At 72.5% G+C, this 12,155-nt stretch carries 10 protein-coding genes and 1 pseudogene; 5 read left to right on the top strand and 6 right to left on the bottom strand.

The features are described 5' to 3' along the window. Positions 1 to 30: 30 nt before the first annotated feature. Positions 31 to 537 carry a GNAT family N-acetyltransferase gene (locus JSY13_RS11195; protein ID WP_259606734.1) on the bottom strand — a complete coding sequence of 169 codons (507 nt, stop codon included), beginning with the start codon at positions 535 to 537 and terminating at the stop codon, positions 31 to 33. Between the two features lie 119 nt (positions 538 to 656). Between JSY13_RS11195 and JSY13_RS11190 the strand changes: the two genes are divergently transcribed. Then, the gene (locus tag JSY13_RS11190; RefSeq protein ID WP_259606733.1) at positions 657 to 1,217 is read left to right on the top strand and encodes an acyl-CoA thioesterase; all 561 of its coding nucleotides are present in this window, start codon (positions 657 to 659) and stop codon (positions 1,215 to 1,217) included. 28 nt (positions 1,218 to 1,245) lie between these two features. Continuing rightward, positions 1,246 to 2,385: a hypothetical protein gene (locus JSY13_RS11185; RefSeq protein ID WP_259606732.1), complete on the top strand. Its 1,140-nt coding sequence runs from the start codon at positions 1,246 to 1,248 to the stop codon at positions 2,383 to 2,385. Here JSY13_RS11185 and JSY13_RS11180 read toward each other — a convergent pair. Beyond that, on the bottom strand, positions 2,369 to 2,515 hold the full coding sequence (locus tag JSY13_RS11180; RefSeq protein WP_259606731.1) for a hypothetical protein: 147 nt from the start codon (positions 2,513 to 2,515) through the stop codon (positions 2,369 to 2,371). The two genes, JSY13_RS11185 and JSY13_RS11180, sit on opposite strands and share 17 nt — an antisense overlap. Before the next feature lie 258 nt (positions 2,516 to 2,773). On the opposite strand from JSY13_RS11180, the gene JSY13_RS11175 reads away from it, so the two are divergent. The 3 genes and pseudogenes from JSY13_RS11175 to rocD all read left to right on the top strand — a co-directional run bounded on the left by JSY13_RS11175 (position 2,774) and on the right by rocD (position 9,441). After that, complete coding sequence (locus JSY13_RS11175) at positions 2,774 to 6,505, top strand: bifunctional proline dehydrogenase/L-glutamate gamma-semialdehyde dehydrogenase (protein WP_259606730.1); 3,732 nt, start codon at positions 2,774 to 2,776, stop codon at positions 6,503 to 6,505. A 63-nt stretch (positions 6,506 to 6,568) separates the two neighbouring features. Next, positions 6,569 to 7,122 (top strand): annotated as a pseudogene (locus JSY13_RS11170) (M14 family metallopeptidase); the annotation flags it as partial. Between the two features lie 195 nt (positions 7,123 to 7,317). Beyond that, positions 7,318 to 9,441 (top strand): ornithine--oxo-acid transaminase, encoded by a 2,124-nt coding sequence (rocD, locus tag JSY13_RS12755; RefSeq protein ID WP_432806411.1) that lies wholly within the window; start codon positions 7,318 to 7,320, stop codon positions 9,439 to 9,441. Between the two features lie 81 nt (positions 9,442 to 9,522). Here rocD and JSY13_RS11155 read toward each other — a convergent pair whose 3' ends face one another. The 4 genes from JSY13_RS11155 to JSY13_RS11140 all read right to left on the bottom strand — a co-directional run bounded on the left by JSY13_RS11155 (position 9,523) and on the right by JSY13_RS11140 (position 12,053). Beyond that, positions 9,523 to 9,747 (bottom strand): hypothetical protein, encoded by a 225-nt coding sequence (locus JSY13_RS11155; RefSeq protein ID WP_259606729.1) that lies wholly within the window; start codon positions 9,745 to 9,747, stop codon positions 9,523 to 9,525. Between the two features lie 129 nt (positions 9,748 to 9,876). Then, on the bottom strand, positions 9,877 to 10,224 hold the full coding sequence (locus JSY13_RS11150) for a hypothetical protein (RefSeq protein ID WP_259606728.1): 348 nt from the start codon (positions 10,222 to 10,224) through the stop codon (positions 9,877 to 9,879). A gap of 57 nt (positions 10,225 to 10,281) precedes the next feature. Continuing rightward, the gene (locus tag JSY13_RS11145; RefSeq protein WP_259608206.1) at positions 10,282 to 11,607 is read right to left on the bottom strand and encodes an MFS transporter; all 1,326 of its coding nucleotides are present in this window, start codon (positions 11,605 to 11,607) and stop codon (positions 10,282 to 10,284) included. A gap of 5 nt (positions 11,608 to 11,612) precedes the next feature. Continuing rightward, positions 11,613 to 12,053 carry a MarR family winged helix-turn-helix transcriptional regulator gene (locus JSY13_RS11140; protein ID WP_259606727.1) on the bottom strand — a complete coding sequence of 147 codons (441 nt, stop codon included), beginning with the start codon at positions 12,051 to 12,053 and terminating at the stop codon, positions 11,613 to 11,615. Between the last annotated feature and the right edge of the window lie 102 nt (positions 12,054 to 12,155).

The raw sequence follows: 12,155 nt of genomic DNA, 5'->3' as shown, positions 1-12,155 counted from the left end.
CGGAGGCCGGTGCCGGCCGTCGTCACCGGCTCAGCGGACGAACCGGACTTCCGTCAGCGTCTCGCCGAGGAACGGCTCGGTGTGCTTCGCGCCGTCGAGGTGGAAGCCGTTGCGGGCGTAGAACCGGTGGGCGCGCGGGTTGTCCTCGGCCACCCACAGGTACAGCGGCTCGTCCTTCTCGACCGCCGCGTCGAACAGACGCTGGCCGATGCCGGTGCCGTGCCACTTGTCGAGCAGGTAGATGAAGTACAGCTCGCGCAGCGCGGGGGCATCCCGATCGCGTGCGGGGCCGGACCCGACGAAGCCGACGATCTCGCCGTCGACGAGGGCGGCGCTCATCTTGAACTGCGGGCCCTGAGCGGCCCAGTGCGTCCACAGCTCCGCGAGCCGGCGGGGCTCGACCTTCGCCAGCGCGGCCTTGCTGATCAGGTGGTCGTAGGTCTCGTGCCAGCACTGCGCGTGCACACGACCCAGAGCCTCCGCGTCCACATCGCGGACAGGACGGACGATGATGTCGGGCTGGGCTTCGGCGCTCATGCCGCGACTCTACGCGCGGTCGCCGCGGAGGTGAAATCGACGGGTCGGACACCCCCGCCTCTGTGCGGAATCGACAACGGATTCCGGCGTCCGCTCCCGGATGGCTACCATCGGGCCTCGTGAACGTGATCTGGCGCACCCTCCTCGTGATCTGGCAGGCCCGCCGTCGTGCCCGCCGCGGCGACACCGTCGAGGTGACCGACGTGGGCCGCATCCGCCTGACGACGCTGCCCACCGACCTCGACATCCTCCGCCACATGAACAACGGCCGGTACCTGTCGCTGTTCGACCTCGGCCGCTGGGACCTGCTCATCCGCAGCGGCCTCTTCGACGCCATGCGCCGGCGCGGCTGGTACGCCGTGGTCTCCAGCGAGACCGTCACCTTCCGCAAGTCGCTCGAGCTGTGGCAGCGCTTCGACATCGAGACCCGGTTCACCGGTCACGACGACAAGGCGCTGTTCATGGAGCACCGGGCGGTGGTGGACGGCGAGGTGTACGCCCGCGTGATCGTGCGGGCACGGATGCTGCGCCGCAGCGGCGGCACGGTGTCGCACGAGGAGCTGTTCGCCGCGGTCGGCCACCCCGAAGGCGTGCCCGGCGTCGAGGACTGGGTGCACGCCTGGGCGGAGGCGTCCGCGCTGCCGTCCACGAAGGCGCCCGCACCGAGCGTCTGGGCGTGAGCGGGCCCGCCTGATCAGCCTGGTCGGCATGCTGCTCGTGCTGCGCGACGGGCTGCTCTCGCTGCAGAGCGTCGCCCCGCTGCCCGAGTCCGCCGCCGAACGGCGACGCTCCTTCCTCACCGCGCTGCTCGCCAGCATCCTGCCCTTCTTCGCCGTGTACGCCGCGCAGGGCCTGCTGCGCGACGACGTGCAGGCGTACGCGCTGCGGGCGCTGGCGAAGAACAGGGAGGAGATCGGGGCGACGCTCGGGACGGACCGCACCTTCGACCCGGGCGACAACGTGCTCGAGCTGTCCTTCAACGTCTGGACCGTGCTCATCATCGCCGCCGCCTTCGCCGCGCGGTGGGCGTGGGGACGCTGGTCGAGCCGGCTGCCGAAGGCGCTCTCGCTTGCCGCGGTGTACTGCGAGGTCGTCTGGGTGTTCTTCTCGCTGCTGCTGCTCAAGGACCTCAGCGACGCGGCATCCGCCTGGGTCGACACGCGGGTGGCGATGGTGTGGCTCGGCGACGCGCGGGCCGCCGTGGCCGGCTGGTTCGCGCCCTTCGTCTGGGCCGGCGACGCCCTCGGCTGGCTCATCTCGCAGGCCGGTCCCGTGCTGCTCGCGCCGCTGTCCTGGCTGACCGTCGCCGGTGTCGTCTACGGCCAGGCCATCGTCGCCGAGAAGCTCACCATCCAGCACCGGCTCGTGGAGCAGATGCGCGAGCGGGTCGCCCGGGTGCCCAACCCGGTGATGCGCCGGCTGCGCGACCTGGGCACCGAGCTCGGCTCCCGCGTGCTGCCGATCTGGAGGGCGATCCTGCTGATGTGGCGGGCGGGGCCGGTGATCATCGCGTCGTACGCCCTGCTCTACACGGCGGTCGTCGTGGCGGAGTCCTGGCTGCGCTACGGGGTGAGCCGCTGGATCGGGCCGCACGACCTGCACGCGTTCTGGGCGGTGTACTGGCCGGTGATCTTCCTGATCCCGCCGCTGATCGTCGAGCCGATCCGGCTGGCGCTGCTCGCGGGCGCGTACGACACCACGTTCGGCATGCTGCGCCGTGCGCAGGACGCGAGGACGGATGCGGATGCCCCGGTCACCGTGGAGGAGGCGGATGCTGCAGCCATCACCGCCGCCGCCGGCGTCCTGCCGACCGCGTCGCCGCGCACCGCCGTCACGGATCCACGGTGAAGCGCACGAACCGCGACTCGGCGAACAGCGGCTCCACATCGACCCAGAACGGCCCCTCGGCGTCCTCGGGCACCACGTACGGCAGCACCAGCTGATACGGCTCGGCCGTCTCGCCGTCGAGCGTCGGCACGCACTCCTCGGGCTCGGCGGTGTCCCACAGCAGGCCGGATCGCGCCGGCCGCGGTGAGGATCCAGCCCGTCGGCACGCGATCGGCCATCTTCCGGACCCACGCGGTCGCCCGGGCCTCCGACCCTGCGCGCTTCGCGGCATCCGCCTCGCCGAGCTCCCCCACGAGCAGACCTCCCTCGGCACCAGCATAGAGTCCGCCCCCGCCGACGCGAGCCCCGGTTCGGCGTCCGCGGCGGATGCCCCGCATAGGCTGGGGACATGGCAGAGGAGTCGTCGTCCGGACCGGGGCAGCGTCTCGCCGACGCCGCGGTCGAACTGGCCCGCCGCTGGGTGCAGGAGACGGCCGTGACACCGGCCGATCCCGCCGCCGCACGGCTGACCGAGGTGCTCCGCGACCCGCACGGCCTGCAGTTCATGATCGGCTTCGTCGACGGCGTGATGCGGCCGGAGAGCCTGACCGCCGCCGCCGCGAACCTGCAGCGCGTCGCCCCGCTCGCCCCCGGCTTCCTGCCCTGGTACCTCCGCGGGGTGGTGCGGCTCGGCGGCGCCGTCGCACCGGTCATCCCGGCGCCCACCGTGCCGATCGCCCGGCGCGTGCTGCGCGAGATGGTCGGCCACCTCATCGTGGACGCCCGGCCGGACAAGCTCGGGCCCGCCCTGCAGCGGGTCCGCGAGAGCGCGGCCGGCGGCACCGGCGTCCGCCTCAACCTGAACCTCCTCGGCGAGGCGGTGCTGGGGGAGGCCGAGGCGCGCCGCCGCCTGGACGGCATCCACGAGCTGATCCGCCGCGAGGACGTCGATCACGTGTCGGTGAAGGTGTCGGCGATCATGAGCCGCATCTCACTGTGGGCCTTCGACGAGGTCGTGGACGCCACCGTGGAGCGGCTGCTGCCGCTGTACCTCACCGCCGCGAGCCAGGGACCCACCTTCCTCAACCTCGACATGGAGGAGTACAAGGACCTCGACCTCACCATCGCGGTCTTCACCCGCATCCTCGAGGACCCGCGGCTGAAGCACCTGTCCGCGGGCATCGCCATCCAGGCCTACCTGCCCGACGCGCTGCCCGCGCTGCGCGAGCTCACGGCGTGGGCACGCGACCGGGTCGAGCACGGCGGCGCGCCGATCAAGGTGCGCCTGGTGAAGGGCGCGAACCTCCCCATGGAGAAGGTGGACGCCGTGATGCACGGCTGGCCGCAGGCGCCGTACCAGAGCAAGCTCGACACCGACGCGAACTACCTGCGCTGCTTGGACGAGGCGCTCCAGCCCCGCAACACCGCCGCCGTGCGCGTCGGCGTGGCCGGGCACAACCTGTTCGACATCGCCTACGCCTGGCTGCTCGCGGGGGAGCGCGGCGTGCGCGAGGCGGTGGAGTTCGAGATGCTGCTCGGCATGGCGCAGGCGCAGGTCGCTGCCGTGTCGCGCGAGGTCGGCGGGGTGCTGCTGTACGTGCCGGTGGTGCGTCCGGACGAGTTCGACGTCGCGATCAGCTACCTGGTCCGCCGCCTGGAGGAGAACGCCTCCCCGTCGAACTTCCTCTCGGCCGCCTTCCACCTCGCCGACGACCCGTCGCTGTTCGAACGGGAGCGGCTGCGCTTCCTTGACTCCGTCGCCCGTTCCGCTGACGACACCCTGCGGATCGGCCCTCGGCGCACCCAGGACCGCACCGCGCCGGTGCATGAGGCGGTGCGCCCGGTCGCGCCGGCACCGGCATCCGACGTCGATCTCACCCGCGCGGTGCTCGGCATCTCGCGCGGATCGGATGCCGGCGGGGACCCCTTCCTGGAGACCGCGGTCTACTCCCGGCAGGAGGCCGCCGCGGCCGCCCGCGCCGAGGGCGCGCCCGGCTTCGCGAACACGCCGGACAGCGATCCCTCGCTCGCCGCGAACCGCGAGTGGGCGCGGGGCATCCTCGCCCGCATCGCGGATGCCGATGCAGGAGGCGCCGCGCTCGGTGCATCCGCCCTGCGCGAGGCCCGCATCGAGGACCCGGACATGCTCGACCGCGCCGTGCAGCGGGTGCGCGACGCGAGCGTCGGGTGGGGCTCCCGCCCGGCGGCGGAGCGGGCCGAGATCCTGCAGCGCGCGGCCGCCGCGCTCGAAGCCCGCCGCGGGGAGCTGATCGAGGTCGCCGCGGTCGAGACCGGGAAGGTGTTCGCCGAAGCCGACATCGAGGTCAGCGAGGCGGTCGACTTCGCGAAGTACTACGCGGCGACGGCCCGCGAACTGGACGGCGTGACCGGCGCGGTGTTCGTGCCGGCCCGGGTGACCGTGGTGGCCCCGCCGTGGAACTTCCCGCTGGCGATCCCGGCCGGGGGTGTGCTCGCCGCGCTCGCCGCCGGCTCGGGCGTGGTGCTCAAGCCGGCGCCGCAGGCGCGGCGCTGCGCGGCGGTGATCGCGGAGACCCTGTGGCAGGCCGGCATCCCGCGGGACGTGCTCGCCCTGGTCGACATCGACGAGGGCGACCTCGGCCGGCAGCTGATCGCGCACCCGGACGTGGAGCGGGTGATCCTGACCGGATCGTGGGACACCGCGGCGCTGTTCCGCTCCTGGCGTCCGGACCTGCCGCTGCTGGCGGAGACCAGCGGCAAGAACGCCATGATCATCGCGCCCACAGCCGACCTCGACCTCGCCGTGGCCGATCTGGTGCGCAGCGCCTTCGGGCATGCCGGGCAGAAGTGCTCGGCGGCGTCGCTGGCGATCCTGGTCGGGCCGGTCGGCCGGTCCAAGCGCTTCCGCCGTCAGCTCGTCGACGCCACCCGGTCGCTGCACGTGGCCTGGCCGTCCGACCCGCGCGCCGAGGTCGGGCCGGTCATCGAACGGCCGCAGGGCAAGCTCGCCTGGGCGCTCACCGAACTGGAGGGCGACGAGCAGTGGCTGGTGAAGCCGCGGCCGGTGCCCGGCGACGAGAGCGGGCGGCTGTGGACCCCCGGCATCCGCGTCGGCGTGCAGCCCGGCTCGCGCATGCACCTCGAGGAGTTCTTCGGGCCGGTGCTCGGCATCATGCACGCGCCCACCCTGGCCCGGGCGATCGACCTGCAGAACGCCGTGCCGTTCGGGCTCACCGCCGGGCTGTGCACCCAGGACCCCGACGACCTGGCGTTGTGGCTGGATCGGGCGCAGGCGGGCAACCTGTACGTCAACCGCGGCATCACCGGGGCCATCGTGCAGCGGCAGCCGTTCGGCGGGTGGAAGCGGTCCTCGGTGGGGCCGGGGGCCAAGGTCGGCGGAGCGAACTACCTGATCCGGTTGGGCTCGTGGCGTTCGCGTCCGCGCGGCAAGTCCTCCAGCACCCTGCACCTGCGCGGTCTGGACAGCCGCATCTCCGCGCTCATCGAGTCCGCCCAGCCCTCGCTCGACTTCGACGCCTTCGAGTGGCTGCGGCAGTCCGCGCTGTCGGATGCCGTGGTGTGGGACCGCGAATTCGGCCAGGTGCGCGACGTGTCCCGCCTGGGCGTCGAGCGGAACCTGTTCCGCTACCGGCCGGTGCCGGTGGCGCTGAGGGCCACCGCGGACGCTCCGCTGCAGGAGGTGCTGCGGGTGGTGATCGCCGGCATCCGCTCGGGCGCCCGCTTCCTGCTGTCGGTGCCGAAGGGACTCCCCGCCGCCGTCCGCCGCGAGCTCGGCGGCCTCGACGTGCTCGTGGCCGTGGAGTCCGACGCGGAGTGGATCGACCGGATGGCGCGCCGGCACGAGACCCCGGCTGAGCCCGCATCCGCCACCCCGCCCGAGACCGACGCCGAGGCGGATGTCGCGCCGGCCGCGCTCGCCGCGATCGCGCGCGTGCGGCTCATCGGCGGCCGGGAGGCGGTCGCCGCCCTGCACCGCGACCTCGCCCGGGCCGTGAACGGCGACCCCGGCCTCGCCGTGTACGACGACGAGGTCACCTCGGCCGGACGCCTGGAGCTGCTGCCCTTCGTGCACGAACAGTCGGTGACCATCACCGCGCACCGGTTCGGCAACCCGGACGACTGGAGCAGCGGCGTCATCTGACATGCACCGCCGTATCTTCCCTGGATCCGTTTCGAGTTGCCCTGGCTACAACGCCACGAGACGGTCAACACCGCGAACCTGCACACCTACGACTCGATGGTGCAGGAGCTGAAGGCGCAGGACGCGCGGCAGGACGCTCTCGAGCTCGAGGTGATCAAGCACCTGGGCACCGGTCGCATGGCCGACGTGCTGGACGACATCAACATCCTGGTGCTGCCGATGCTCAACCCCGACGGCGCGATGGGCGACGTCGACTTCCCGCTCGACTACATGATCGACCTGCACCACCAGGGCACGCAGTCGCGGGTCGACGGGACGCTGGTCTCCGGGTCGATCCTGTACCCGACCACCCCCGATGTGGACCCGGCCGTGCTGGAAGGTTCGAAGCGGCTGGGCGCCGTGGTCTACGCCAGCGTGGACCCGACCGGCTGGGGGCACCTGGGCAAGTACGTCGGCGGCACCGCGAACCCGCAACGGCATCGCGGCCGAGTACGGCATCTCGACGCGTCACCCTGGAGAGCACCATCCGCGCCGTGGCGAGCGGCGAGGTGGAGACCGCCGACACGTCGTTCTGGGACACGCTCCCCCAGCAGGCGTCGGACCCCGCCGACGAGTGATCGACCGGGTCCTGGCGCGCCGACGCCCGCGCGCCAGGACCCCGTCCGCTCCTCGGGATGCTGGCGATGCACAGACTTCGGTGAGAGAATGAACGCGGCGTGCCCGAGTCGCATCTTCCCCGCCGCCGCGCAGCGGGTCGAAGGACCGCCGGGCCTGTGGACAGCGTCCGCCGCATCCGTTTCCGAGGAGCATCCATGTCGACGCCTGAGACCGCCGTGACGACCGCGCCCGCGCGGATCGCGCACCACCGCCGCTATCTGATGTGCCGCCCGGAGCACTTCACGGTGAGCTACACGATCAACCCGTGGATGGAGCCGGCCAGGCCCACCGACACCGCCAAGGCCGTGGCGCAGTGGCAGAAGCTGTACGACCTGTACCTCGAGCTGGGCCACGAGGTCGAGCTCATCGAACCGCTGGCCGACTACCCCGACATGGTCTACACCGCCAACGGCGGGTTCGTCATCGACGGTCGCGCCTACGTGCCGAAGTTCCGCTTCGTCGAGCGCGCGGGCGAGGCCCCGGCCTTCGCCGAGTGGTTCCGCAGCCACGGCTTCGAGACGATCGAGCCGGAGGAGGTCAACGAGGGCGAAGGCGACTTCCTGCTCGCCGGCGACGTCATCCTGGCCGGCACCGGCTTCCGCTCCACCGGCGACAGCCACCGCGAGGTGGGGGAGGTCTTCGGCCGTGAGGTGGTCTCGCTGAACCTCGTCGACCCGCGCTTCTACCACCTGGACACCGCGCTCGCCGTGCTCGACCCGGTCGAGGGCGTGGAGAACGGCGGGCCGGAGCGGGCGAACATCGCCTACCTCCCCGGCGCGTTCGACGAGGCCAGCCGCGCGATCCTCGAGGAGCGGTTCCCGGACGCGATCCTCGTCTCCGACGAGGACGGCGCCGTGTTCGGCCTGAACTCCGCCAGCGACGGCTACAACGTGATCATCTCGCCGCGCGCCAAGGGATTCGAGCGGCAGCTGCGCGAGCGCGGCTACAACCCGATCACCGTCGACCTGTCCGAGCTGCTGCTCGGCGGCGGCGGCATCAAGTGCTGCACGCTCGAACTGCGCGGCGCCCAGCGGAGCGAGTCGACGGAGGGTGCGAAAGTGAGCGCCGTGACCGAGGAGGCCACGCACGCGTCGACGGGCTCGGCCGCCGAGCCGCACGTCGCGGAGAACTACCACCCGCTCCCGGTGACGATCGCCCGCGCCGAAGGCGCCTGGGTGACCGACGTGGAGGGGCGCCGCTACCTCGACCTGCTCGCCGCGTACTCCGCGGTGAACTTCGGCCACCGGCATCCGGCGATCGTCGCCGCGCTCACCGAGCAGCTGGGTCGCGTGGCGCTCGTCAGCCGCGCCTTCCGCAGCGACCGCCTGGAGCCGTTCGCAGCGGCCCTGGCCGGGCTGTGCGGCAAGGAGATGGTGCTGCCGATGAACACCGGCGCGGAGGCCGTGGAGACCGGCATCAAGGTCGCCCGCGCCTGGGGGTACCGCGTGAAGGGCATCACCGAGGGCCGGGCGCGCATAGTCGTCGCCGAGGGCAACTTCCACGGCCGCACCACCACGATCGTCAGCTTCAGCGACGACGAGCAGGCGCGCGTCGACTTCGGCCCGTACACGCCGGGCTTCGACCTGGTGCCGTATGGCGACGCGGATGCCATCGCCGCCGCGATCACGGACGAGACCGCCGCCGTGCTGATCGAGCCGATCCAGGGCGAGGGCGGCGTGATCATCCCGCCGGACGGGTACCTGCGCCGCATCCGGGAGATCTGCGACGAGCGGAACGTGCTGTTCATCGCGGACGAGATCCAGTCCGGGCTGGGCCGGGTCGGGGAGACCTTCGCGTGCGACCGGGAGGGCGTCGTGCCCGACCTGTACCTGCTCGGCAAGGCGCTCGGCGGCGGCATCCTGCCGGTGTCGGCCGTGGTCGGCAACCGCGACGTCCTCGGCGTGATCCGCCCGGGCGAGCACGGCTCGACCTTCGGCGGCAACCCGCTGGCCGCGGCCGTCGGGCTGCGCGTGGTGGAGATGCTGGAGAGCGGCGAGTTCCAGGAGCGCGCCCGCGCCCTCGGCGAGCACCTCGCCGGCCGGCTGGAGACCCTCGTCGGCGAGGGCGTCACGGCGGTGCGGATCGCCGGGCTGTGGGCGGGCGTCGACATCGACCCGGCGCGCGGATCCGGGCGGGAGGTCGCGGAGAAGCTCCTGGAGCGCGGCGTGCTCGTGAAGGACACGCACGGTCAGACCATCCGCATCGCCCCGCCGCTGGTCATCCGCGCCACCGAGCTGGACTGGGGTGTGGAGCAGCTGCGGGTGGTGCTGGGGGGCTGACCGCCCCGCGAGACTCGGCGTTCTGCACGAGACGGCACGAACAGCGGCCTGTCTCGTGCAGAACGGCACGTCTCGCGCGGATCAGTCCTCGCGCTCGGGACTCGCGTCGCCCTGGATGGCGCCGTGCGGCGAGTGGCCGTGCGAGCTGTCACCCTGGATCGCGCCGCCCTGCGTCGCGCCCTGCGGGTCGTTCTCGACGGGCTCCTCGTCGGCTCGGGCGGCCGATGTCTCGTGCTCGTCCGGTTCGGTGAACTCCTGCCGGTGGGCGGGGTCGTTCGGGTCGGGGATCGCCTGGTTCTCGTCCATGCCGCAACGGTAGGCGCGGCGAGACGGATGCGGCAGGGGGTTGACAGCCCGGCCCCGCCGGCCCCCGGATGCCTGCCGGCCGCGTCCAGGTCGCGAAAAGTGCCGGTATCGCGGCGCCGAAGCGGCGGGTCAGGCGGGGGAGTCGTCGGGGTCGAGGGCCTTCAGGGCGTCCTCCTCGACGGCGGTGTCGGCGTCGAGCTGCTCCTCGGTGTTCGCGTCCCCGCCCAGCGGCGCGCCGCCGCCCTCGGCGTTGCGTGCGCCCTCGCTGCTCGGCCCGCCCCTGGCTGCGGAGTCGTCGGATGCCGGCCGCTCGGCGCCGTCGGCCTGCCTCGGCTCGCCGGACCCCTGCGGGTCCTGACCCGGCGTGTGCGGGTGCTGCCCGGCATCCGAGCGCTGCCCGGCCTCCGAGCCGTGTCCGGAGTCCGACCCGTGCCCGGCATCCGATCCCGGCGTGTTCTCGTGGTGGTTCTCGTCCATGCCGCGGACGCTACCCCGGGGCGTCGGAGCGTACGAGGTGCTTGACAACCGCGCCGGTCAGTCCTCGCGCTCCACCCGGATCGGGGTGGTCGCCGCCGTGCGGTCGTCGAAGGATGCCGGATCCATCGCCCGGATCACCGACAGCGGCCGCGTCTCGTCCAGCGTGAGCCGGAAGCGGGCGTCGTCGCGGCGATGCAGCCGTCCCGACCACAGCATCCAGCCGATGCCGATCCCGAACGCGAGGATGCCGGCGACCCCGCCGACCGTGATCGCGGCCCGCGCGGAGAACGTGTCCACCACCCATCCCGCGATCGGCGCGCCGATCGGCGTGGACCCCATGATGACCGCCATGTACAGCGCCAGCACGCGGCCGCGCAGCGCGGCATCCGTCGTCGTCTGCACGTACCCGTTCGCGGTGGTGAGCATGGTCACGGTGGAGAAGCCGACGAGCACGAGCACCGCCGCGTACGTGCCGTAGGTGGGCATGGCGGCGGAGACGAGGGATGCCACGCCGAAGCCGCCGGCGGCGAGGACGAGCACCCGCACGCGGGCGCGGTCGCGGCGCGCGGCCAGCAGCGCGCCGGTGAGCGAGCCGATGGCGAGCACCGAGCTGAGCAGGCCGTAGCCGTCGGCCTCGCGGCCGAACTCGAGGGCCATGGTCGACGCGTAGATGGGGAAGTTCATGCCGAACGCGCCGATCAGGAACACCATCACGAACACGACGACGAGGTCGCTGCGTCCGCGCACGTAGCGGAAGCCCTCCGCGAGCCCGCCGGCGCGGCGGTGCTTCGCGCGCGGGATGAGCTCGCTCCGCCGGATCAGCAGCAGCGCGACGATCATCGCGAGGAAGGTCACCGCGTTCGCGACGAACACCCAACCCGAGCCGATCGCGACGATGAGGAGGCCGCCCGCGGCGGGTCCGATCAGGCGGGCCATGTTGAACGAGGCGGAGTTCAGCGCGACCGCGTTCGAGGTGTCCTCGATGCTCACCATGTCGGACACGAAGGCCTGGCGGGCCGGAGCGTCGAAGGCGTTCGCGACGCCGAACGCCGCGGCGAAGCAGAACATCAGCGGCAGGGTCATCACGCCGGTGGGCAGCAGCACCGCGACGGCGAGCGCCAGCAGCATCAGCACGGTCTGCGTGCACAGCAGCACGCGGCGGCGGTCGAAGCGGTCGGCCACCCAGCCGGTCATGCTCACCAGGACGAGCGGGGGCACGAACTGCAGGGCCATCGTGACGCCCATCGCGGTGGCGTCGTTGTCGGTCAGCTCGGTCAGGACGACCCAGTCCTGGGCGGTGGCCTGCATCCATCCGCCGATGTTCGACACCACGGCGCCGAGGAACCAGGTGCGGTAGTTGAACGACCGGAAGGATCGGAACATGGCGCTCATCGCTCGGCCAGCCTCCGGATCAGAGCGCTGGCCTCGCGCAGCACGGCGATCTCGTTCTCGTCCAGGCCGAGGTCGGTGATCATGCCGGCGAGCAGCTCGTCGCGGCGGCGGATGGTCTCGGCGACGAGCTCGATGCCGCGCTCCGTGATCTCGACGTGCACGCGCCGGCGGTCGTCCTCGTCCGGGATGCGGACCACGTACCCCTGTTCGGCGAGGCCGTTGATCATCGAGGTCATCGTGGGTGCGGTGACCCGTTCGCGCTCGGCGAGAGCGGAGAGCGTGTGGCGGCCGTGCATCCGCAGCGCGGCGAGGACGGCGAGCTGTGCGTCGCTCATCGCGTCGACGGCGCGGGCGCAGCGCAGGCGCCGGGCGAGGCGGAACACCGCGAAGCGCAGCTCGGCGGCGGTGTCGTGGAGGGCTTCGGGCGAGGACGGCATTACTTAGACAGTCTAAGTAAATTTCTCGAGGATCGGAAGCGGGCGCCTCTCCGGCCGGTGCGCGCCCCCGCTCGGCAGCACGCGGACCCCGCCGGGCGGGGC

This window comes from Microbacterium neungamense (genome assembly GCF_024971095.1).
Classification (GTDB): domain Bacteria; phylum Actinomycetota; class Actinomycetes; order Actinomycetales; family Microbacteriaceae; genus Microbacterium; species Microbacterium neungamense.
This window is presented reverse-complemented; position numbering and strand designations above follow the sequence as displayed.